17 protein-coding genes are annotated in these 23723 nt (G+C 60.0%); 11 read left to right on the forward strand and 6 right to left on the reverse strand.

All coding sequences use genetic code 11. The features are described from left to right. Nucleotides 1–354: 354 nt before the first annotated feature. Both E8K79_RS05220 and E8K79_RS05225 read right to left on the reverse strand, forming a co-directional pair. Nucleotides 355–1524, reverse strand: a complete 1170-nt coding sequence (locus E8K79_RS05220; RefSeq protein ID WP_136513773.1) for a M24 family metallopeptidase — start codon at nt 1522–1524, stop codon at nt 355–357. Beyond that, nucleotides 1518–3122, reverse strand: coding sequence for a sensor histidine kinase (locus tag E8K79_RS05225; RefSeq protein ID WP_246043726.1), 1605 nt, complete (start codon nt 3120–3122; stop codon nt 1518–1520). Before E8K79_RS05225 ends, E8K79_RS05220 begins: the two co-directional genes overlap by 7 nt. 264 nt (nt 3123–3386) lie before the next feature. On the opposite strand from E8K79_RS05225, the gene E8K79_RS05230 reads away from it, so the two are divergent. From E8K79_RS05230 to E8K79_RS05250, 5 genes are all read left to right on the forward strand, one after another. Next, a complete protein-coding gene (locus E8K79_RS05230) occupies nt 3387–3869 on the forward strand; it encodes a PaaI family thioesterase (protein ID WP_136513775.1) in 483 nt (160 codons plus the stop codon). A gap of 300 nt (nt 3870–4169) precedes the next feature. Beyond that, nucleotides 4170–7436, forward strand: a complete 3267-nt coding sequence (locus E8K79_RS05235) for a cache domain-containing protein (protein ID WP_136513776.1) — start codon at nt 4170–4172, stop codon at nt 7434–7436. 153 nt (nt 7437–7589) lie between these two features. Beyond that, entirely contained in the window at nt 7590–7907 is a 318-nt protein-coding gene (locus E8K79_RS05240; protein ID WP_136513777.1) for a hypothetical protein, read from the forward strand. A 132-nt stretch (nt 7908–8039) separates the two neighbouring features. Then, entirely contained in the window at nt 8040–8510 is a 471-nt protein-coding gene (locus tag E8K79_RS05245; protein ID WP_136513778.1) for an SH3 domain-containing protein, read from the forward strand. 144 nt (nt 8511–8654) lie between these two features. Further along, complete coding sequence (locus E8K79_RS05250; RefSeq protein WP_136513779.1) at nt 8655–10289, forward strand: methyl-accepting chemotaxis protein; 1635 nt, start codon at nt 8655–8657, stop codon at nt 10287–10289. Between the two features lie 14 nt (nt 10290–10303). On the opposite strand, the gene E8K79_RS05255 is transcribed toward E8K79_RS05250, so the two are convergent. Next, nucleotides 10304–10759, reverse strand: a complete 456-nt coding sequence (locus tag E8K79_RS05255) for a YbaN family protein (RefSeq protein ID WP_136513780.1) — start codon at nt 10757–10759, stop codon at nt 10304–10306. A gap of 390 nt (nt 10760–11149) precedes the next feature. Here E8K79_RS05255 and E8K79_RS05260 point away from each other — a divergent pair, with 390 nt between their 5' ends. From E8K79_RS05260 to E8K79_RS05275, 4 genes are all read left to right on the forward strand, one after another. Next, nucleotides 11150–11569, forward strand: coding sequence for an SseB family protein (locus tag E8K79_RS05260; RefSeq protein ID WP_135871292.1), 420 nt, complete (start codon nt 11150–11152; stop codon nt 11567–11569). Nucleotides 11570–11609: 40 nt separating this feature from the next. Continuing rightward, a complete protein-coding gene (locus E8K79_RS05265; protein ID WP_136513781.1) occupies nt 11610–12389 on the forward strand; it encodes a 4Fe-4S binding protein in 780 nt (259 codons plus the stop codon). A 257-nt stretch (nt 12390–12646) separates the two neighbouring features. Further along, nucleotides 12647–13468, forward strand: coding sequence for an ectoine/hydroxyectoine ABC transporter substrate-binding protein EhuB (gene ehuB / locus E8K79_RS05270; protein WP_281276052.1), 822 nt, complete (start codon nt 12647–12649; stop codon nt 13466–13468). Further along, nucleotides 13465–15987, forward strand: coding sequence for a hybrid sensor histidine kinase/response regulator (locus E8K79_RS05275; RefSeq protein ID WP_136513782.1), 2523 nt, complete (start codon nt 13465–13467; stop codon nt 15985–15987). Before ehuB ends, E8K79_RS05275 begins: the two co-directional genes overlap by 4 nt. A gap of 63 nt (nt 15988–16050) precedes the next feature. Here E8K79_RS05275 and E8K79_RS05280 read toward each other — a convergent pair whose 3' ends face one another. Beyond that, a complete protein-coding gene (locus E8K79_RS05280) occupies nt 16051–18348 on the reverse strand; it encodes an outer membrane protein assembly factor BamD (RefSeq protein ID WP_136513783.1) in 2298 nt (765 codons plus the stop codon). 214 nt (nt 18349–18562) lie between these two features. On the opposite strand from E8K79_RS05280, the gene E8K79_RS05285 reads away from it, so the two are divergent. Further along, nucleotides 18563–19243, forward strand: coding sequence for a YkgJ family cysteine cluster protein (locus tag E8K79_RS05285; RefSeq protein WP_136513784.1), 681 nt, complete (start codon nt 18563–18565; stop codon nt 19241–19243). Between the two features lie 57 nt (nt 19244–19300). Here the strand turns inward: E8K79_RS05285 and E8K79_RS05290 are convergent, their stop codons facing one another. Next, nucleotides 19301–20695 (reverse strand): tetrathionate reductase family octaheme c-type cytochrome, encoded by a 1395-nt coding sequence (locus E8K79_RS05290; RefSeq protein WP_136513785.1) that lies wholly within the window; start codon nt 20693–20695, stop codon nt 19301–19303. A gap of 302 nt (nt 20696–20997) precedes the next feature. On the opposite strand from E8K79_RS05290, the gene metE reads away from it, so the two are divergent. Further along, nucleotides 20998–23304, forward strand: a complete 2307-nt coding sequence (gene metE / locus E8K79_RS05295; RefSeq protein WP_136513786.1) for a 5-methyltetrahydropteroyltriglutamate--homocysteine S-methyltransferase — start codon at nt 20998–21000, stop codon at nt 23302–23304. Nucleotides 23305–23415: 111 nt separating this feature from the next. Here metE and E8K79_RS05300 read toward each other — a convergent pair whose 3' ends face one another. Then, on the reverse strand, nt 23416–23673 hold the full coding sequence (locus tag E8K79_RS05300; RefSeq protein ID WP_136513787.1) for a DUF3553 domain-containing protein: 258 nt from the start codon (nt 23671–23673) through the stop codon (nt 23416–23418). Between the last annotated feature and the right edge of the window lie 50 nt (nt 23674–23723).

The following is a 23723-nucleotide window of genomic DNA, read 5'->3' on the forward strand; positions in this document are numbered from 1 at the left end:
TGTCCGGGCTGCTGCAGACAGTCACAGGAGAGATAAATCTACAATATTTTTGCTATAACGCCAGTGTGCCATACAGGAAAGGGAATATCTGAACCGAAAGGCGGGTAAAACAGCAAAACTCAAGCAGTCATTATCTTTCGTCACATAACATCCACCTCCCCTCTCCCTCCGGGAGAGGGTAAGGGTGAGGGCGTCGGCAGCTGCAGTTTCTCACTTCGTGGCAACGCCCTCACCCGCTCTTTGGGCACCTTCTCCAGAGGGGAGAGGGAGACTAAGAGAATGTCGCGAGGGATCAAAAGAAAAAGGGCAACGCTGTGACCGTTGCCCTTTCCCGTCTCTTTACCCGTGACAAACTCAGAGATAGACGATGTCGTCCGGCAGTTCGCTGAGCTTCTCCCCCCCGTTTTCGGTGACAGCAAAGGTGTTCTCTATGCCGATCACCCCCTTGCCGGGGAAGACGAACTTCGGTTCTATGGCGAGGGTCTGTCCCACCTGCAGCGGTACCTTGAAACCCTGGGCCAGCACCGGGAACTCGTCCAGCTCCAGCCCCACGCCGTGCCCCACAAAGCGTGCGTTCTCGCCCGGTGCCCCCATGAAATGCTCGGCGAGCCCCGCGTCCGTCGCCATCTCCAGGGCCTTCAGGAAGAGCTCCTCGCAGATGGCACCGGGCTTCAGGTTTTGCGCCAGGTAATCCTGGATGGCAAGGGCGACCCCGAAGGCATGCGTTAGCTCCGGGTCGAGCTTTCCGATCACGAAAAAGCGGGTCATGTCGATGATGTAACCGTTGAAGACCGCGGTGTAGTCGATCAGGATGGGCGCGTCGGCTGGGATGAGAGCGGCAGATGCGCCGTGGGGGGAGGCCGCGGACATCCCCTGGCCGGTGACGGCACCGTCGAAGAAGCCGGTATCGCCCGCTGTTGCGGAGGAGACGGCAAGCCCCTGGAAGAGTTCCTGGTTGAAGGCGCGCATCCTGACGTACCCCTCCCCGCCCGCCTTTCGCAGCCGGTACTCGAATTCGGCGGCGAGATCCACCTCGCGCATCCCTTCCTTTAAAAACTGCGGCACGGCGCGGAAGACCTGCCCGAGTTCGACGCCGCAGTGCCGGATCTGCTCCAGCTCCCAGGCCGACTTCACGGAGCGTATCTCCCGGTTCACCGCGGAGATGTCCACGAACTCGCATCCCGGAAGCAGCTTCTGGTAGTACTGGTACTGCTGCACCGGTGCCACGTCGAAGGTGAAACCGATCTTCTTCACCTCCTCGCCGAACGCGCCGGGAAATTCCTTGCTGGAGGGAAAGGGCCTCGTGTCGTCGATGCAGCTCTCGGCCTTGGCACGTGTGTAGCTCTTGCGCACGAAAAGGCGCGGCTCACCCGAAGCGGGAACCCAGAGGGTCGAGTTCTGCCTGGTGCCGGAAAAGTAATAGACGTCGATCGGGTAGATGAAGAGCGCCCCGTCCATCCCTTTTTCCTGCAACTTAAGCTGCAGCCGCCCTATCCTTGTCAGCGCTTCCTGCTGTGTCAGCATGCCTGTCCCCCGTTGTGGTTTTGCTGGCCCCCCAGCGTGAAGAAGAAGGTCGCCCCCTCTCCCGGCTGCGCCTCGGCCCAGATCTGGCCGCCATGACGCTGGATGACGCGCTGCACGCTCGCCAGGCCGATGCCGGTTCCCTTGAAGTCGTCGGCATCATGCAGGCGCTGGAAGGGCTTGAAAAGCTGCGCGGCCTTGCTCATGTCGAACCCCGCGCCGTTGTCGCGTATGAAGAATACGTCCTTCCCCTGCGAGCGATCGACACCGATCTCGATGCAGCTTTGCTCCTTCTTCGCCGAATACTTCCATGCGTTGCCGAGAAGGTTGTCGAGCACCACGCGGAGCAGTTGGGAATCGGCCTGTGCCGTCATCGCCGGCTCCACCAGGCAGCTAATGCGCCGCTGCGGGTCGGACAGCCTCAACTCGGCCAGGATCTCTTCGGCAAGGCCGGTCACGTCGACCGTTTCGCGCTGCAGCGTGCCGCAGTAGCGGCGCGAGAAGTTGAGTAGTGTGTCGATCAGGTGGTTCATCTTGATGCTGCCGTTCAGGATCTCCTGAACGTAGTCGCGACACTGCGGGTCGAGGTTCCCACTGAAGAGCTCGAGGATGATCTGGCTGTAGCCGTTGATGGCGGTCAAAGGGCGCCTGAGATCGTGTGAAACGGTGTAGTTGAAGGCCTCCAACTCCTCGTTGGCAGTCTCCATTTCGAGGGCGCGCGCGGACAGGTGCGTGTGCAGCACCTCGATCTCCTCCGCGGTCTGTTTTCTGCGGGTGACATCAGAGATCATGGCGAAGGAACCGCCGAACACCCCCTTGCCGTCATGGATCGGCTTCGCGGAGACGCTGGCCCATACCCTGGAGCCGTCCTTGCGCACGAAGATGGTCTCGTAGTGTTCCGCCACCCCCTGCTCCCGGCTCTTCTGGCGCGCTGCGGTCTCGTCGTGCAGCGCCTCGTCGACAAACTCGAGGAAGGGGTGACCGATCACCTCGGGCACCTCGCGCCCGAGCATGTCGGCAAACTGCCGGTTGATGTAGGTGAGCCGGCCGTTGCTGTCGGCGGCGACGATCGCCTCCTGCGAGGTCTCGACGATCATCCGGAAGCGCGCCTCATTATCCTTGAGCGCTTGTTTGGCCTTCTTCCACTCGGTGACATCCGTCATAACCGCCAGCGACCACACGATCTCCCCGGCGGCGTCGCGCTCGGCCGAAGCGGAGAGCAGCACCTCGATGATGTCGCCACTCTTGCTGACCACCTGGTACTCCACATTGCGGCAAGACCCGGTACGGAAGAATTCCGGCAACACCTCTTCCAGTGCGTAGCGCCGGGACTCGGGGGTGAGGAAGTCGCTCGAGCGACGCCCGAGGACCTCGTCACGGGAATACCCCAGCACCTCGGTCCAGTGGTTGCTGACGTCGAGCAGGAGACCGTTTCGGTCGATCGAATGCAGCATCACCGGCGTCTCGTTGTACAGGTGACGAAAACGCCGCTCGCTGTCGGACAGGCGTTTCAGCTCGCTTTTTTGCTCGTCGCAAAGCCGGCGCAATCCCGCGTTCTCCGCCTGCAACCGGGCAAGTTCGGTGCGAAGGTTTTCTGTCATTACGTCTTCTTGCATGTCCGCTCCATGGGGCGCTGCATCCCCGTGAGACGTTGTTTACGATGTATACGATGAGATTGTCAACTGAATTCCGCTGACGAGAAACCACACCAGTCTACGCGGCAAACGTTTGATACCATTAAACTTATGCCGAAGTCATCATATTTCCGACGTGCAACGCAACGCCCACTTTATTTCCGCGGCAAAGTCTGTTATGGTACCCACGCCCTTTACGTATACGTAAAATACCGGGAGGAGAAAAACACCGTGTCCAATTCAACCGTACTGAAGGCCTGTGAGCAGACCGAGATAGATTTGAGCGGCGCCGAGGGTTGGGTCCCCTTCGACGCACCTGCACTGGTAGGGGATTCGCTTCGTTTCGTTTCCGGCGACGCCAGGGGGGACCGTTTCCGGGCCCGCTACTACCGCGACGCGGACAAGCACCTGCACGCCCGCTTCTGGCTAGGCCCCGAAGCGGAGGGACCGCCGGGGCACGCCCACGGCGGCGCGGTCGCCGCCATCATGGACGAGGCCTTGGGACTTGCCGCATGGGCGGCCGGGTACCCGATCGTCGTTGGAAACCTGAACGTGAGTTTCCGCAACATGCTCCCGCTGAAAAAGGTGGTGACCGTGGAGAGCCGTGTCGTATCCGTGGAAGGGAGAAAGATCATGGTGCACGGCCGCATCTTCCGCGGCGACACCACCTACGCCGAGGCCCAGTGCCTGTGCATAACCATCCCCGGTAAGTAGCCCTCTGAGCGGCGGCGCGAACGCGCCGCCGTCCCTCGTTGTACCGCTGAATCACTGTTAACGTTTCTTTGTCTGCCACTACTCCTATACCTGCAGCGCAACGGATGCTCACAGCCTCTACTCTCCTCCGTCACAACCGCACAGCACGATCATTCTACCTTCCTTTTCGCAGATCTCCATATTGTTTCTCCTATTCAATTCCCCCACAGATAACCGATGAATCATCCATGGTTGTCCTATCTATGACTATGCGTGTTCCATAGCCAGTTTTACCATTTGGCTTACAAGGGGAGAGATGAGATGAAGATAAAAAGTTTCAAAGATTGGAGCATTGCGGCGAAGGTCCTGAGCGTATCGCTCGGCACCGTCGTGATAATAGCGGCGGTGAACTTCTTGTACCTGTTACCCGCACTGGACCAGAGGATACTGGCCGAAAGGGAGGATACGCTGCGGTCGGTGGTGGACATACCGGTCGAAATAATCGCGGAGTACGACCAGAGGGTGCAAAAGGGCGAATTCACGCTGGAAGAAGGGAAAAAGCGGGCGAAGGACCGCATCAGGCAGATGCGCTACGCAGACAACGAGTATTTCTGGATCAACGACCTGAACGCGGTCATGATCATGCACCCCATCAAGCCGGAACTCGACGGCAAGGACCAGGGCGGTTCGAAGGATTCCAAAGGAAAAGCGATCTTCGTTGAGATGGCAAACGTCGCGAAGAGCAAGGGGGCCGGCATCGTCGAATACCTCTGGCCCAAGCCCGGCTCGACGATCCCGGTGCAGAAGCTCTCCTATGTGAAACTTTACAAGCCCTGGGGATGGGTCGTCGGCAGCGGCCTCTACATGGACGACCTGCAACAGGTGATCAACGACATGCGCTGGAAAATGACGATCATCACCCTGGCGATCGCCGCCGCGGTGCTGCTCCTTGGTTACCTGGTCGCTTCGAGGATCAGCAAGAACATCAGGCAGGTCATAGCCGCGGCAAACGACCTCGCCCTGGGGGACGTGGAAGCAACCATAGCGGTCAACAGCCAGGATGAGACCGGCCAGCTTGCCGAAGCGTTCAAGCAGATGGTCGCCAACATCGCCGAGGCCGCCAGGGCGGCGGAGCGCATCGCGGCGGGCGATCTTTCCATTCAGTTACAGGTCAAGTCCGAAAAGGACATCCTGGCGAAGAACCTGAACGTCACCATCGCAGCGGTCCAGGCGATGGCCGCCGACGCGAACATGCTCGCAAAAGCGGCCGTCGACGGCAAGCTCCTCGAGCGCGCCGACGCGGGGAAACACCGCGGTGAGTATCGCAGGATCATCGAAGGGGTGAACGCCACCATCGCACGTCTCGTCGGTCTTCTCGACACCATGCCAGCCCCGGCCATGATCATCGACCGCGACTTCACCGTCATGTATATGAACGAGGTGGGTGCGAAGGTCGGCGGCAAGACCCAGGCACAGGTGGTCGGCACCAAATGTCACGACCACTTCAAGACCGGTGACTGCAAGACGGACCAATGTGCCTGCGGGCGTGCGATGCAGGGCGGCAATGCGGCAAGCAGCGAGACCGACGCACACCCGTCTGCCGGCCTCGATCTCGACATCGCCTACACCGGGCTGCCGCTGCACGGCGAGGACGGAAAGATCATCGGCGCCTTCGAGGTGGTGACCGATCAGACAGCAATTAAGCAGGCTGCACGGCTGGCGAAGAAGATCAGCGATTACCAGGAGGAGGAAACGAGGAAACTGGTGCACGGCCTGGAGAAGCTCTCGAAGGGTGAGGTCGACTTCACCATCGCGACCGCACAGGGCGACGCGGATACCGGCGGAGCCAAAGAGATCTTCGATGCGCTGGCCGGTGCGGTGAACCACTGTGCCGAAGTCATCAAGACCCTTAACGGCGACACGGTCGATCTGGCACAGGCCGCGACCGAGGGAAGGCTCACCGCCCGCGCCGATGCCGGTAAGCATCAGGGTGCCTACCGCGAGATCATCCAAGGGGTGAACGATTCTCTGACCACAATGGTCGGCTTTATGGACAACATGCCAGCTCCTGCCATGATCATCGACAAGGACTTCAACGTACTTTACATGAACCAGCTGGGCGCCAAGGTAGGCGGGAAAACCCAGGAACAGGTACTAGGCACCAAGTGCTACGACCACTTCAAAACCTCTGACTGTAAGAGCGCTAACTGTGCCTGCGCGCAGGCCATGACTACCGCGCTCGATGCGACCCGCGAGACCGACGCCCACCCCGGCGGGTTAGATCTCGACATAAGCTACACGGGCGTTCCAATCAAGGACAAGGAAGGGAAGGTGATCGGGGCGTTCGAGGTGGTGACCGACCTCACCTCCGTGAAACAGGCGGCGCGCCAGGCGAAAAAGATCGCCGATTACCAGGACAAGGAGACGCAGAAACTCGTCGACGGGCTGGCAAAACTCGCGAAAGGTGACGTGAACGTCGCCCTCACCACCGAGCCCGCCGACAGCGACACCTCAGAGGTAAAGCACACCTTCGACACCATCGCGGCCGCGGTGAACAGCTCGGCCAAGGCGAACCGCGACATCGCCGAGGTGGCGCAAAAAATCGCCGCAGGCGACCTCACGCTGAAGCTCACGGAGCGCTCCCCGGAGGACGAACTGCTGATCGCCCTGAAGGCGATGCTGGACAAGCTAAATTACGTGGTGACCGACGTGAAGGGAGCCGCCGACAACGTCGCGTCCGGCAGTCAGGAGCTCTCCTCCAGTTCGGAACAGATGTCACAGGGGGCGAGCGAGCAGGCGGCCGCCGCGGAAGAGGTCTCCTCCTCCATGGAAGAGATGACCTCCAACATCAGGCAGAATGCAGATAACGCGTTGCAGACAGAAAAGATCGCCTCCAAGTCGGCTAAGGACGCCAAGGAGGGTGGCGAAGCGGTAACCCATACCGTGAGCGCTATGAAGGAGATCGCCGGTAAGATCTCCATCATCGAGGAGATCGCGCGGCAGACGAACCTTCTCGCCTTGAACGCCGCCATCGAGGCGGCGCGCGCCGGTGAGCACGGCAAGGGGTTCGCGGTTGTGGCAAGCGAGGTGAGAAAACTCGCCGAGCGGAGCCAGAAGGCAGCGGCCGAGATCTCCAACCTTTCCTCCAGCAGCGTCGAGATCGCGGAGCGCGCAGGGGAGATGTTGAACCGGATGGTACCTGACATTCAAAAGACCGCGGAGCTGGTCATGGAGATCTCGGCGGCGTGCCGCGAGCAGGATACCGGCGCCGAGCAGATCAACAAGGCGATCCAGCAGCTAGACCAGGTCATCCAGCAAAACGCCTCGGCTGCCGAAGAAATGTCCTCCACAGCTGAGGAACTTTCTAGCCAGGCCGAGCAGTTGCAGGACGTCATCGGCTTCTTCAAGATGGAAGGTGGTGAGCATGCAGCACCTAAGGCGGGGAAGCCGAAGGTGAAGCAGGTGCAAATAAAGAAACCGCTCACACAATCGGCCAAGGTCCTCCCCGCCGCCGCAAGGCGCAAGGCAGCCGGCGCCGGACTCTCCCTCGAGATGGAGCACGAGGACCCGGACTTCGAAAGATTCTAGCTGAAGTGCAGCTCTGACTGACAAGGGCAGCACCGGGAACTATTCCGATGCTGCCCTTATTTTTTGCTTTAGAAGCCCCCCCCAGAGCCGATACAAAACAAACCGGCCAGACACTTCCGAAAGGAGCCCTGCAGCAGGGGCATTGAGAGTTCAATGGAAAAAACCCCCTTCTTGCTCTTCCTCTGTATCGCAATTATCGCCCTCTTCGCAGCAAACCCAGGCTTCAGAAAGTATAAAGAAGCGAACAGCTGTGAGATCTCCTGTTACCAGTATGGTCAACTGCACTCGGCGATGAGCCTCTTCCCCGAGGTTGCAGACACAGCCAGACGCGATCTGACAGGGGAGTACGTCAGCATCTCGCAGTACAACGAGATCATGCGCAAGGTGGAACTCGCCAAACTGAAGCAGGCGAGAAGGATGTCTGCTCAGACAGAGTTGGCACTGACTGAGAAACACTCCACTCAAAATTGATACTTTTTTATTGAATATTTCTAACGACAAGGTATTATCCTACCTGAGTGTGTGTCCCCCAAAACAGCACTTCATGCAGTACCGCTTACTTAGACCGTAGAGGTCCTAAATCCGATATCCAAAGGAGACGTCATGAGCATCAAGATCCGCAGCATCATCCTCGCAGCAACGGCGATAGCCGCGTTCGCCGCCCCGGTACTGGCAGAGAGCACCAACTGTACGGTGACCGCGCCCGAAATCCGCCTGCGCAAGAGCCCCAGCAAAAAGGCGAAAGTGGTAGCAATCCTCAAGAAGGAAACCAAGGTGAGCGCAGAGAAGTGCTCAGGAGGCTGGGTGAAGGTTTCCTCCGAAGACGGCAAGATGGCAGGCTACGTCGGAGGCTGGGCTCTTGCCGTCGCTCCGGTCATGGTCGCATCCGTCGAACCGGTCGCGGTCTCCGCGCCCGCCCCGGCCGCTGAGCCGGTAAAGGAAGTCCCTTCGAACGAGAAGCTCGCCATGCAGATCACCGACCTGCGCCTGAAGATGCTCACCGTGGAGAGGGACGTGGCGATGATGCGCAAGGACATCAAAAAGATCAAGGTAGCCATGAAGCACAAAAAGTAAGGCAGCGGGGGGACCGGGTACGGTCCCCCTTCCTCCCCCGCTTCATCCTTTTCCCCCCCCTCACTTTCCCCGACTGAATAACTAAAGATTGATCTCCCGCGACCGATAAGGTGGCAATCGACCACTCAAGGCACAGGAGATAGCATGAAACGTTTCACCTCGACGCGGTTATCCACCAAGTTTTTCGGCGCCATGATCGTCCTCAATCTCCTCACCACGACGGCCTTCACGGTACACACATATTACGCGGAGAAGAATGAGATCATGGGGGACATCGACCGCGAACTGCGCACCTGCGTCGAAGGCGTGCGCATGGTCGCGGATGGATACCACGCCAGGATGGCAACCACCCCGCCTACCCCCGCCGAGTTCCAGGCATTGAGCGACCGCCTCACCACCTACGCAAACGGGGCCGGCCTCAACTACATCTACACGATGGTTAAAAAGGACGGCAAGATAGTGTTCTCCTCTTCCAGCTACACACGCGAGGAAAAGGAAAAGGGAGAACAAAGCAAGCTCTTTGACGCCTATGAGGACGCAAGCGAGGGATTAAAGGCGGCATTTGCGGACGGCAAGCCGCACTACGACCAGTATTCCGACAAGTGGGGCGTCTTCCGTTCCTTCTTCGTACCGGCACGCGGTGCGGACGGCACCGAGTACGTGATGGGCGCCGACATCTCCATGAAGCGCATCGATTCGGCCCTGCGCGGAGTGCTGTTGAACTGCCTGGTGATCGCGCTCATCGTGTTCGTGGTTGGCGGGGCGGTCATGCTGGTGCTGGTGCGTTCGGTGCAGCGGACTGTCAGCGAACTGGCGCGCGGCGTCAACCTGATCGCGGAGGGAAACCTTGGGACGTACATCGACCATGCTGGTGACGACGAGCTCGGCATGCTGGCCGACGACATGAACCGCATGGCCGCCCAACTGAAGGACGTGGTAGCCGAGGTGAGAAATTCGGCCGAGGAGGTGGCGATGGCCTCGAGCAGGCTATCGGACACCGCGGCGGTGATGGCGAACGGCGCGGACAAAGTACATGGACAGATCGGCTCGGTCGCCACGGCAGGCGAGGAGATGGCAACCACCTCCGGCGAGATCGCGCACAACTGCGCCGGAGCCGCTGAGCTCGCACGCCGGGCCAATACGACCGCCTCATCGGGTGCCGGGGTTGTCGCCGGTGCCATTGAGGCGATGCAGCATATCGCAGAGCGTGTAAAGGAATCTGCGCAGACGGTAGGCGGGCTCGGGGTGCGCTCGGAGCAGATCGGTGAGATCCTCGGAACCATCGAGGACATAGCCGACCAGACGAACCTCTTGGCGCTGAACGCCGCCATCGAGGCGGCGCGTGCAGGCGAACAGGGCCGCGGCTTCGCGGTGGTCGCGGACGAAGTGCGCGCCCTTGCCGAACGCACCACCCGCGCCACCAAGGAGATCGCCGAGATGATCAAGGTGATCCAGCAGGAAACGAGGACCGCAGTGAGTTCCATGGAAGCCGGGGTGGCCGAGGTGGAAAAGGGAAGCGCCGAGGCGGGGAAATCGCAGCAGGCACTGCGCGAGATCATGGAGTGCATCGGCGAGGTAACCCAGCAGATCAACCAGGTGGCGACCGCGGCGGAAGAGCAAACGGCGACCACGCGCGAGATTTCCGGCAACATGCAGCAGATCACCTACGTGGTGCAGCAGACCACCCAGGCAGCCCATGACTCGGCGGAAGCGGCGGAGCAATTGAGCCAGAACGCAGCGCAACTGCAGTCGAGGGTCCGGCAGTTCAAGATCGACTGAACTCTAACCTCACCCTACCCGTCCCCTCTGCCAGCCTTCTTTCCCGGTCGGCGCTCAGCGCCGCGCCGGGCGGAGGTTGGCAGTACGATGAGGTAGATGGTCACGCAGGCGGCGATGGACAGGAGCACGATTCTTAGCCAGATGCGGTCCACGAACAGGAAGGTGGTAACGGGAAACGAGATCCAGATCGCGCCGATGGCAAGGCACTTGGCGCGCAGCGGGATCGAGCCGTGCAGCAGGTACTCCTTGAGTATCGGCCCGAAGTGCTTGTGTTCCACAAGCCAGGTATGGAATCGTTCGGAACTGCGTGAAAAGCAAATGACCGCGACCAGCAGGAAGGGGACACTCGGGACCAGAGGAAGGAAAAGCCCGACAACGCCGCCGGCGAGGGAGAGAAGCCCGGTGCCGATGAGCAGGTAACGAAGCCACTCGCTCTTGACCAGCCTGATCTTCAGATGACGGTGTTTCATCCGACGTGCATGCCCCCCGCTCCAAGCTTTGCATTTCATCCAGACTAATTGTAAGCGATCGCATCTGGTTTTAACATCCGGAATCCCGACTGGCGGGCAGCACCTATCCTGGAGCCCAAGCCGTACCACCGCACGGGGCGCAGCACGCAGGTCTCCCCCACCGTTCCCGCCACAGCTACCCGCCGCATCCGCCTTCCGACCGCCATAAAGAAAACTGCGGAGTTGACTTCACGTGGGACGTTCTCTCGCAGAAGTACCAGGGCATGCTCCTCGACCGGCTCGGAGATGGCTGAACCATCGAAGTATCCATATAAACCTTGAAATGATCAACCCCATCCGGTATGGTGCCCGTGACCAAACAACCACAACCGATACGCAAAAGGAAATTGCATGGAAAAGTTTGACGAGGCGCTGGTCAACCTGCGCCAGAACTTAAGGGACGGCAAGAAGCAGTCCGAGTTTTACGACCTCTTCCTTAACTCGGCTTTTTTCGTCCCCATCCTCAAGCAGAGTGAACAGGTAGAAAAGTCCGGTGGAGTACTGCCGCTTATCACCGAAGCGGACGGCAAGGACTACCTGATGCTTTTCAGCACCCTGGAGCGCCTCCAGGCCTGGGACGCCGAGACCCCGTACATAGAGGTCCCCGGCCACCTGCTGGCACTGAGCACCACCCCGCCCCTGCACTGGGCCCTGAACGTCGGCACCGAATATTCCAAGGAGTTCCACCCCGAGGAGATTGCCTGGCTCAGGGACTCCGTCGAACGCTGCAACGCCGAGGCTGCCGAGGCTGCCGGGGCACGCCAAGCCTGATGAAAGTAAAGGGCGGGGTCCCGTCCTTAGCACATATAAAATGAACCAGACCATCCACCTCATATATTTCTCCCCGACCGGGACCACGCGTAAAACGGTGACCGCAATCGCGCAGGGGCTCGGTACGGGGAAGGTCGTCCATCACGATCTCACCCGGGTACGGGAAGGGATCGACCTTACCCTGGACGAAGGAATCGCCGTCATCGGCTTCCCGGTCTACGCCGGGAGGGTGCCCGAGCTTTTCCTGCAGCGCATCGAGCGGCTCCAGGCCGCCGGCATGCCCGTCGTCATCGCCGCAGTTTACGGCAACCGGGCCTTCGAGGACGCCCTCCTGGAGATGGCCTACGTCTGTCGCGCCAAGGGCTTCAGCGTATCAGCCGCGGGGGCATTCATCGGCGAACACTCCTATGCATCTGACTCCCACCCGGTGGCCTTGGGCCGCCCGGACCGCGACGACCTGGGCCGGGCCGTCAAGTTCGGCACCCTCGCCTCACGCGCTGCGGCCGATCCCTCCCGGCGTGAACCGCAAATCCCCGGAGCTTTCCCGTACAAGGAAAGGCCGCCACTAGGCGGTGCCGCTCCCGACACCGATGAAGGTCTATGCACACTCTGCGGCGCCTGCGCCGAGGTTTGCCCGACCTTCGTCATAGAGATCGGCGATGCCGTCAGGACCAACGCCGCCGGCTGCATCAAGTGCTGCGCCTGCACACGGGTCTGTCCCCCCGGTGCGCGGGTCATGAACCACCCGTCGGTTGCGGAGAGGCGGCAGATGCTTGTCGACAATTGTTCGCGCCGCAAGGTACCGGATTTTTTCCTGTAACCCCCACAGCAAACGACAGGCACCTTCGGAGCCAGCCCCCTTCGAGTTCCACATCTTTCGTCTTGCACCTCGCCCGCTTTGCTCATCACCCGCCCACCTGTTTGATTTACTTCCAACAGGTGCGATAATCATCCCTTGTTGCCCACTCTGCACCAGAGCCAGATACAGAGACGCCGCCATCCAGGCCGCACTGTCTCAACACATCTGCGGCGGGGATTTCCTTGAAACAGCGCGGATTCTCATACAGCATTCCTCTCGTGTTGATCGTTGCGATTGCAGCGGTGTGGCTATTGGTAAACGTATCAAAGGATGACTCCCTCGCCCGGCTGCGCAACGCCGGGACTATCCGGATCGGTTATGCAGTGGAAGCTCCCTACGCCTTCGTTACCCAAGATGGCACGGTGACCGGGGAATCGCCCGAGATCGCGAAACACATCGCGAAGACCATCGGTATTGATCAGATTACCTGGCGCCAGGCCGAGTTCGGTTCCCTCATTAACGAGTTGGAAGCCGGCCGTATCGACGTTGTGGCGGCAGGCATGTTCGTCACACCGGAAAGAAAAATGCAGGTTGCCTTTTCCGCGCCGACCTTCCAGGTCAGACCGGGGCTTTTGGTTCCTGCCGGCAATCCCCTCCGACTGTACTCCTACAAAGAGCTTGCGACACACGACGTAACCGTTGCCGTACTCAACGGATCCGTTGAAGAAAACACCTTGCGCCGTCTGGGCGTTCCATCAAGAAGACTCCTTGCCGTTCCCGATACACTCACCGGCCTCGCCGCAGTGACGTCTGGCCTCGCCGCGGGGATGGCAATTTCATCTCCTACGGCACGGTGGATCGCCCAGCACTCTAAGGAGCAGGTCGAAGCGGCAGAGGCACCCGCAAGGGTGGCTAGCGACTCGCTTGGCCTTGGCGCCTTCGCCTTCAGGAAAGAGGACCGGGCGTTGCTTGAGGCCTGGAACCGGGCGCTCGACGGTTACATCGGCACCAAAGAACATCTCACCCTTGTCTCACGCTTTGGTTTCACCGCGGACGAACTCCCCCCCACGGCAAAGGGGAAATCGGAGCCGAGGCCATGACGGCCGCACCTCTGCAACAGCGCATCCGCTCCCACTCCTGGCTATCGGTCGGGAGCGCCGTACTCCTCTCCATTCTCGTCTGCACCACCGTCTACTGGCTCGACCTTCAGCAACGACAGACCCTGCGCGCTGCCCTGACCGAAGTGGAAGACCTGCGCGAGGCCCGCATCGACCTAAGCAAGGGATTTCTGCACCTGACGCTCTCCGGCCAGCCCGGTTCCTCCTTTGGCCAAGCCGAGGGGCTTGCCCTGCTGCGCCAGTCCATTTCCTCACTGGATCGGGCAACCATGCGGCTCGGCGCCGACCATAAGGACGCCGCTGCTTCTTTCAACGACAGCGTCAGCAGGTTCGAGACCATCCTCGCAAAGTGGCAAAAAGGAGGAACGGCACGTGCCGCCCATGAGGTGGCGCTGCGGGTCTCGTTTCAACAGCTGGAGTTGCAAGCAAATGAAATAGATACCCTTTCGCAGAAAAGGCTTAGGAGGATATCGCAGCAACTGGACCGCCGCTTCGGCTGGACGATTTTTGCCGCGGCGCTTTTTTTGTCCGCCCTCTGCGGTGTGGTGTACCAGGCAGGACGGGCGCGGGATCGTCTCTACGCCTCCTCGCGCGAGAGCGAGAACCGCTTTCGCACCATCTTCGAGAGGACGACGTCGGGATACTCCTTGTCGACGACTGACGAGGTGTTGCTGATGGTGAATGATGCGTTCGCCCAGATGCTTGGCTACGAGCCGGAGCAACTGCCGGGACACCCGCTGTCGAGCTTCATGCAGGCGGACGACTTCGCCCAGTTCCTGGAACAGCGACGGCTAACCGTGAACGGTAAACAGGAATCATTCCGGTTTGAAGCCCGTTACCTGCACCGAGACGGTTCGATCCTCTGGGGCATGGGAAGTTCCAGCTTGCTCAGGGACGCCGGTGGTGCCCCGCTCTATTTCATCACAAGCGTCATGGACATGACTGAGCGCAGGAAAGCGGAACTAGCCCTTAGGGAAAGCGAAAGCAGACTGCGCTTCGCTTTGGAGGGGACCAACGACGGCCTGTGGGATATCGACATGGTGACCGGGGCGACGTACCTGAGTCCAAGGGGATGGGAGATCCTAGGTTACGCCCCCGGAGAGGGAGAGCTTTCACGGCCGGTGTGGACAGACCTGCTGCACCCGGATGATCTCCCACGCACCCGCGAGCTCTTGCAGGCACATATGGCAGGCGAAACCGAGATCTTTGAAATGGAGCAGCGCCTTCTCACGAAGTCAGGCGACTGGAAATGGGTACTCACCAGAGGCAAAGTGGTGCTGCGTAACGAGGTGAACGCCGCCCTGCGGATGACCGGCACCCACACCGACCTTACCGTACAGAAGAAGTTGGAAGAGCAATTCCTGCAGGCGCAGAAAATGGAGGCGATCGGCCGGCTGGCGGGTGGTATCGCTCATGATTTCAACAACATGCTGCTTGTCATCATAGGTTTCGCAGAAATGTCCCTGCACGAACTAGGCGACGACAAGCAGACGGTATCGGGCATGCTGAACGAGGTCGTCAAGGCTGCCGAGCGTTCGGCGAACCTGACCCAGCAACTCTTGGCGTTTGCTAGACGGCAGAAAGTTTCCCCGAAGGTGGTCGATCTGAACGCGCAGATTGGCGACACCATTGCGATGCTAAAGCGCCTGATCGGAGAAGAGACCGAACTGGTGTGGCTCCCACAACAAGAACTATGGCCGGTGCTCATGGACCCATCGCAGTTGAACCAGCTCCTTGCCAACCTGTGCGTCAACGCAAGGGATGCGATAACGGGCTCAGGCAAAGTGGTCATAGAGACCGCCAACATCTCCCTAGACCGGAACTACTGCCAGGAATACCCGGACTTTCATCCTGGAGATTACGTGAGCCTCACGGTTACCGACAACGGCTGTGGGATGGAAAAGGAGACGGTCGAGAGGATCTTCGAACCGTTCTTTACAACGAAGGGGCCGGGGATGGGAACGGGACTTGGGCTCTCCACCGTCTACGGCATAGTCAAGCAGAACCAGGGGACCATCCACGTGTACAGCGAGCCTGGCCAAGGTACCAGTTTCGCCATCTATCTGCCGCGCCATGGCGGAGAAGAGATACCGATCGGAGTAGAAGCAAGCGAGGAGCCCTCGCAGGGGAAAGAGGAGACGATCCTCGTAGTGGAAGATGAGCCCGAGATCCTGCGGATGACAACCGACATGCTCAAACTGCAGGGATACCGCACCATCGCAGCTTCATCCCCTGATGAGGCGCTCAAAGCCGCCGAGCAGCACCCGGGAGAGATCGACCTGCTGTTAACGGACGTCATCATGCCAGGTATGAATGGCCGGGCGCTTGCCGACCGGTTGCTCACCGCGCGGCCCGGCTTGAAATGCCTTTACATGTCCGGATACACCGCCGATGCGATCTCTCAGCACGGCGTTCTCGACCCCGATGTTAAGTACATCCAGAAACCATTCAACATGAAGGCGTTGGCCCGCAAGGTAAGAGAAGTCCTGAGCGAACCGTAGCCTTTACCAACGAAAAAAGGCAGCCAACCGGCTGCCTTTCCTCGATCCGAACTAATTCACGGCTTAGCGCGGCCGCGGCACCACGACCGCCTTAGCCCCTGCCCTCTCCAGTTCACCTGCACTTCTCGCAGCGGCGTCCTCGCTTTCGAAGGAACCGGCGGTAAGTTGCAAGGTCGGGACCTGAACCGACAGCTGCCTTAGCTCAGTGGTGATGCCGAAGCGGGCGAGGCGCACCTGTTCCTCGATGGCGCTCGGCTTGTCAAAGTAAGAGCCTGCGTAAAGGTTGAATTTCCCCCGGCGATCCTGAAGTATGAAACAGTCCGCCTTCGCCTTGCGCAGCTTCTGTATCATATGGTCCGCCGCCTTCTTCTCGGTGTACTCGGCGACGTGGATCCGGCTCATCTGTTCCTTTTTCCTGGGACCAGGCACTACAACAGGTACCATTCCTGCTTTCCTGATCTTCTTCTTGATCTCGATCATGTCCCTTTTGAGCACGAAGGAGCCGAAATCGAGGGTGTACGTAGCTGCTGCCGACTCGCCCCCAGCAACAGCCACAGGTGCGGCCAGGGCAACTGGAGGTGCTGTGGGAGGCTCCGGAATTGCTGCCAAGGCAGGGTCCTCCATGGGAACTGCAAGGGTTGCAGCCTTTGCTGCCTCCGCCTGAGCCACGGCCGCAGCCTTCGCCGCTGCTTCAACCTTAGCCTTCTCGGCTTTCGCCTGCTCGATCCTTGCCTGCTCGATCCTTGCCTGCTCTGCCTTTGCAGCCGCCTCTGCCTTTGCAGCCGCCTCGGCTTTTGCTGCCGCTTCGGCTTTTACTGCTGCCTCGGCTTTCTCTCTCTCTATTCTCGCCTGTTCAGCCTTGGCAGCGGCTTCAGCCTTCGCGGCCGCTTCGGCCTTAGCCTGCTCAACTTTGGCCTGTTCGATCCTTGCCTGTTCTGCCTTTGCAGCCGCTTCAGCTTTTGCTGCTGCTTCGGCTTTTTCTTTCTCTATCCTGGCTAGTTCAGCCTTTGCTGCCGCTTCGGCTTTCTCTTTCTCTATTCTCGCTTGTTCGGCTTTAGCCGCTGCTTCAGCTTTGGCAGCAGCCTCGGCCTTAGCCTTCTCGGCTTTAGCCTGCTCGATCCTTGCCTGTTCTGCCTTTGCGGCAGCCTTAGTTCTTGCCGCCGCTTCGGCTTTCTCTTTTTCTATTCTCGCCTGTTCAGCCTTGGCCGCTGCTTCAGCTTTGGCCGCAGCCTCGGCCTTAGCCTTCTCCGCTTTAGCCTGCTCGACCCTTGCCTGTTCTGCCTTTGCGGCAGCCTCAGCTTTTGCTGCCGCTTCGGCTTTCTCTTTTTCTATTCTCGCCTGTTCAGCCTTGGCCGCTGCTTCAGCTTTGGCAGCAGCCTCGGCCTTAGCCTTCTCGGCTTTAGCCTGCTCGATCCTTGCCTGTTCTGCCTTTGCGGCAGCCTCAGTTCTTGCTGCCGCTTCGGCTTTCTCTTTTTCTATTCTCGCCTGTTCAGCCTTGGCCGCTGCTTCAGCTTTGGCAGCAGCCTCGGCCTTAGCCTTCTCCGCTTTAGCCTGCTCGACCCTTGCCTGTTCAGCCTTTGCGGCGGCCGCGGCTTTTGCTGCCGCTTCGGCTTTCTCTTTCTCCATTCTCGCCTGTTCAGCCTTGGCTGCTGCTTCAGCTTTGGCCACCGGATCGGCTTTGGATTTCTCGGCCTTTGCCTGCTCCGCCTTGGCAGCCGCTTCGGCCCGGGCTTTCTCATATCTGGCCTGTTCCGCTTTTGCCATTGCGGCCTTTGCGGCGGCCTCAGCTTTAGCTTGAGCCTCAGCCTTTGCGTTATCGTCCCTTTTCTGTTCCGCCGGCACAACACCGCCACCCCCCAGAAGCGCCCCCTCGACTGGTGCTTTCAAGGAAGAGACGGCAACGGATGCTGCGGGAACAGCCGGAACAGCTAATTTAGCCGCTCCTGTAGGTGATGGCTGTACCTTGGCCACAGGCTTCGGAGCTTCCTGCGGCTCCGCAAGCCTGGGCGGCTCCTGCTGCGCCCTCTCTTGAACCAGCTTCAGGACATCAGGATCGAGTTTGTCGGCAGCTTTAGGGTAATCCTTCAGAAGCGTGTTAACGGCCCGGACGGCTTTCTCATCGCGTGAAGTCGCCGTATAACACTTCACCAGCATCAGGAGTACCTCCTCGCGCTGGGGCGTCTTCGGGTATTTCTTCAGGATCCTTTCAAGCCAGGTCGAGGCGTAGTAGTACCCTTTTTCCTGGTAGTGGTTCTTCGCCTGGGCGAACATCGCCGCTTCATCTGTTTCGGAAAACGCAGCGGAAGAGAAAGTGAAACATGTCAGCACAACAGCCATTAAAAGAATGCGAACAGCGCTCATTCAAGACCTCACGTTGCAATAAATTCTCTGGTTATGCCCGAGTTTCAGACAGAAACCGGAAACCGCCATGAATTGGCGAAAGATTAATTTAGCCAAGGAATAAAGTCAAAGAATATTTATAAGTATTCTATGACAGAAGAGGTGTAGGCCTCCAGCCTGCACAATGAAATTTCACAAGGTGACACGGCGGATTCTTCCTGTAGAATCATCCGGTATGAGAGATATCGACCGCTGGCATGAAGATGAGTTTCGCCGCCTGACGACGGAAAAGGTGCTGCAGCTACTGGATGGCACTCCGACAGAAGCCACCCTGGCTGCCGCCGTTTCGGGTTGCGCCGAGGACGCAGAAGCGATCTGCAGCGACCGCCCCATGGCCTGCGCCGCGGGCTGTCCCTACTGCTGCGTCTTGAACGTCGCCATATTGCTTCCGGAGGCGATGTTCATCGCACAACGGCTGGTAGAGCAGACTCCTCAAAGGGAACTAGACGAACTGCGCAAACGGCTTGGGCAGCACCGCTCCTGGACGCGATGGATGGACGACGAAGAGCGGATACTGAAGAGGATGTCCTGCCCGCTGCTGGATCAGTACGGCGCCTGCGACGTTCATCCGGTACGCCCGCTCGCCTGCCGCGCCATAACGTCTCTGGACAGCGAATGCTGTCGTGAAGCATTCGCCCCGGTGGTAAGTGACGAGGACCGCCTGGTGCCTACCGACTTATTACGCAAGGCGGCCTATGATGCCGCTTTCACCTCGCTTGCCGCTGGACTTCATTCATGCGGTCTTGACGACCGCAGCATCGAGCTCGGCACCGGGGTCATAGCCTTTCTCGAACACCCGGAGTACCGGGAGCTGTTTCTAAACGGAGGAAAGCTACCGGACGCCCTGTGGCGATAAAAAAAGGGATCAGCCTTTCCGGCTGATCCCTTCTCGTTTCCTTGCACGTCTTGACGGCTAACCGCGCGGGTCCTTCGGGTACCCGAGCCCCTTCCAGTCGATGCGTCCGTTCTCGCCGTGGCAGTGCCGGCACCTGATCGCCTTTTCCTTTGGCACCACCATGTGGTTCAGCGACCACACCGTGGTTGTTTCCACCCAGCCGTACTTCCCGCTGTAGGGCAGCCCGGCCGCCTTCATCCCCGCCTCGATCGCCTTGTTCCAGTCGAAGGTAGCGGAATAGGCCGTCTCGCTGTCGGCCGGCCCGAAGATATTAGGGACAGCTATGATCCGGTTCTCCAGATCGTAAGGCTGTTTCGCCTTCAGTACCTTGAACGGGAAGATCTTCGACTGCGGGTCCGAGCGATCACCGCGAGGAGCGGAAAGCCGCACCACATTGCCGGGATCGATCTTGTCGCCCATGAAAACCCGCTCCACCGTCCCGTTGTACCACATGTAGGTCGGAACGAGGTCCTTGCCGAGCACCAACTCGCCACGCGCCTTGTCGTAGATCTTGAGCGGGTCTGCCCCCTCGGCGGCGCTCTTACCCGCGGCCGACCAGTCCCACGACAGCACCGTCGGGCTTCCCTTGGCGAAGGTCGGGATGTGGCAGGTCTGGCAGGCGACGCGCCTCATATGTATGTTCAAGATCCTGATGGCGTGAACGTCGCCCTTGTGACAGTCGGTGCACCCCATGGCGCGGGGACCCGAGCCGGGCGAAACGGAAAGCGCCTCCCCTTTCACATCGTGGTCAGGCGCTTTGTGGCAAGACTCGCAGGTAAGCCCCTTTGCCCCCATGTGCACGTCGTAGTCGCCGCTCGGATTGGCAAGGGTCGAGTCAAGGTCGCCGTGCTTGTAGTTGTCACCGCCGCCGCTGTAGAAGTGGCAGGCGCCGCACGCCGCACGCGAGGGACGCTCTATGGAACGCGCCGCGGCGAGGAGGTCGACAGGCTCCCACACCTTTCCCGGTGGGAATTCCTTTTTCTCCCCCTGGTAGACCGGATGCCCCGATCCCAGCGGGAACTTCTTGTAGGCGCCGTTCGTCTCGTGACAGACGAGACAATCTATATTGTCGGTGTTGCCGAAATCGAAGGTGCTGTCCTTCCACCCGTAACCGGCGTGGCAACTGGTGCATGCGGAAAGGTTGGACGGGACGGCGAGACAGAAGGAATTACCGAGGGCGTTCTTCTTGCCGTAGTCGACGATCTTGCCATTGATCGTCTGCTTCTTGCCCCAGTTCCAGTGCACCGTCTGCATGATCTGTTTGGTCAGCTTGTCATGGCAACCGGCGCAGGTCTTCGTCACCTCAGGGCCGCTTTTGAAAGGTTCAGAGAAGAAGCGATGCGTCCCTTTCAACGAGGCATCCGAGGTGGAAGCACAGACCAGCACCAAAAGCAGCAGCAGGTATTTCCTCATGATGTATTGGACCCCGCGATCTGTATGATTGGCGACCCGCCCGCCCGAGGCATGCGGACGGTAAAGAACCGGGAACACATTATATTTGATGCCGGACGTAGTCAATGACAAATTGCGTCGCAACGGTCATAAGCCGCAGAAGTGCCTTCCCTCGTGACTGGCTTGCCAGTGTGGTGTCTGATAACGCATCCCCCCTCCCCCCTCTTTAAGCTGCACATCGCGCCGAAGCTGTTAAAATGTTCAACTTGTCGGACAACGGCACCTTGTTACCAGTCATAGACAGACAATAGGAGAAACAAATTATGGCGGTGCTTGCAACTGTGTTAGGTCACCCGAGAATCGGTATAGCGCGGGATCTGAAAAAGGCACTCGAAGCGTACTGGAGCGGCGCCACTCCGGCAGAGTCGCTCCTTGCCACGGCCCAGGAGATCCGCAGCCGTCACTGGCACTTCATGAAGGAAGCGGGCCTGGACCAGATTCCATGCAACGACTTCTCCCTTTACGACCACATGCTGGACATGGCGGTAACGGTCGGAGCGGTCCCGCCGCGCTTTGCCGGGATCGCCACGCCACTGAACCGCTACTTTGCCATGGCGCGCGGCATCCAGGACCGCGGCGCCGGGATCGACCTTTCCCCTCTCGAGATGACCAAGTGGTTCGACACGAACTACCATTACATCGTCCCGGAACTAGAACCGAACCAGGCCTTCAAACTGGATCCCAGCAAGATCATGGCGGAGCTCACCGAGGCGCAGGCGCTCGGCATCGCGGCACGCCCCGTCATCCCGGGGCCGGTCACCTTCCTGAAGCTCTCCAAGTTCGCCGGCGAAGCTCCCGCCGGAAGCGACACGCTCGACCTTCTGGAGCGCCTCCTGCCCGTGTACGAGGAGCTCTTCGCGCTGCTTGCCGGTCACGGGGTCACTTGGCTTCAATTGGACGAGCCCGGCCTCTGCTTCGACCTGGACGGCAAAAGCCGGCAAGCCTACAGCTCCGCCCTTGCCCGCCTCAGCGCCTGCCCGAAACGGCCGGCGCTGTTGATCGCCACCTACTTCGGCTCGATCGGTGACAACCTCTCCCTAGTCACGGTATCGGGATGCGAGGCGCTGCACATCGATCTCGTCCGCGCCCCGGCCGAGCTCGATGCCGTGCTTGCCGCGCTCCCCGCGCAGATGAAACTCTCCCTTGGCGTGGTCGACGGCCGCAACGTCTGGCGCTGCGACCTGGAGCAAGCGCACCGGACGATCCGGCAAGCCGTAACGAAGCTTGGAAGCGAGCGCGTCATGGTCGCCACCTCATGCTCGCTGCTCCACGTTCCGGTCGATCTGGACGCGGAAATGAGGCTCGACCCGGAGCTTAAAAGCTGGATGGCATTCGCGGCGCAGAAGGTGGCCGAGGTCCGCGCCCTGGCCGACGCGGCGGAAGGCGAAAAACCTGAAGACGCTTTCTGGGGACAGGCCTCGTCGGCGCTGGCAAGAAGACGCGCGGCCGCGGCGACCTCCAACCCGGAAGTCAGGCGCCGGGCCGAACAGCTGACCCAGGGGATGCTGCGGCGCACTTCTCCATTCCCCGTTCGAATCGCCCGCCAGAAGGAACATTACGGCCTGCCGCTTCTCCCCACCACCACCATTGGCTCCTTCCCGCAGTCAAAGCAGGTGCGCGAAGCGCGGTCCAAGTGGCGCAGCGGTTCCCTCGACAGTGCAGGGTACGACGACTTCATGAAGGAAGAGATCAGGCTTTGCGTTAAGAAACAGGAAAAGCTCGGGCTCGACGTGCTGGTGCACGGTGAGTTCGAGCGCACTGACATGGTGGAATACTTCGGAGAGCAGTTGGAAGGGTTTGCCTTCACGCAAAACGGCTGGGTGCAGAGCTACGGCTCGCGCTGCGTAAAGCCGCCGGTGCTCTTCGGAGACGTGGCGCGCCCCCACCCGATGACCGTAGACTGGAGCCGCTACGCCCAGTCTTTGAGCGAACGACCGGTGAAAGGGATGCTCACCGGCCCGGTCACCATCCTGCAGTGGTCCTTCGTGCGCAACGACCAGCCCCGCTCGGAAACCTGCCGGCAGATCGCCCTTGCGCTGCGCGACGAGGTGGCCGACCTGGAACAGGCGGGGATCGCAATGATCCAGGTGGACGAGCCTGCCATCCGGGAAGGGCTGCCGCTTAGGCGCGGCGAGTGGTCCGCATACCTCGAGTGGGCGGTGGAGGCGTTCCGCCTCGCCACCTCCGGGGTGAGGGACGAGACCCAGATCCACACCCACATGTGCTACTCGGAGTTCGGCGACATACTCGCCTCCATCGTCGCCATGGATGCCGACGTCCTATCCATCGAGTCGTCCCGCTCACGGATGGAGCTTCTGGGGAATTTCCGGCAGCAGGGGTATCCCAACGACGTGGGCCCCGGCATCTACGACATCCACTCCCCGCGTGTCCCGTCCATCGAGGAGATGGTCGCGCTGCTGGAACTCGCCTGCGAGGTCCTTCCCGTGGAACGGCTTTGGGTTAACCCGGATTGCGGCCTGAAGACCCGAGGCTGGCCAGAGATCGAGGCGTCACTTGCCAACATGGTGGATGCCGCACGGCAGGTGCGCTTGCGGCACGCCGCCGGTTAGCAGCGTATTCGCAACCGCACCCATAACGCAAAGAGGGATCGCCGTAATGGCTGATCCCTCTCTTTTTTTGCTTTAGTTAAAGCCGCCCTGCGTCTTCTCGCCTGGCGCTTATCAGGCAGCCTTGCGCCCCGCACGCTTTTTCACCTTGCCGACAGCCTCAACGGCGACTTTGGTCGCCACCGACGGAACCGGCTTGAATGAGCTTGACTCCGCCGGCGTCAATTTTTCGAAATGGGAACATGCGATCTTTCTGATCACCCCGTCATTGAAATGAATGGAGACCCACTTCGCCGTCACCTCGACGACCTTGCCCGAGCCCCACTCGACAGCTGCGCAATGACCCACGACATCCCCGCGTTTGATTGACATCTTATTCCCCTTTTTGTCTGCAGCATGAAAGGCAACTTACGGCCACGGGG

The sequence above is a fragment of the Geomonas edaphica genome, from assembly GCF_004917075.1.
Lineage (GTDB): Bacteria > Desulfobacterota > Desulfuromonadia > Geobacterales > Geobacteraceae > Geomonas > Geomonas edaphica.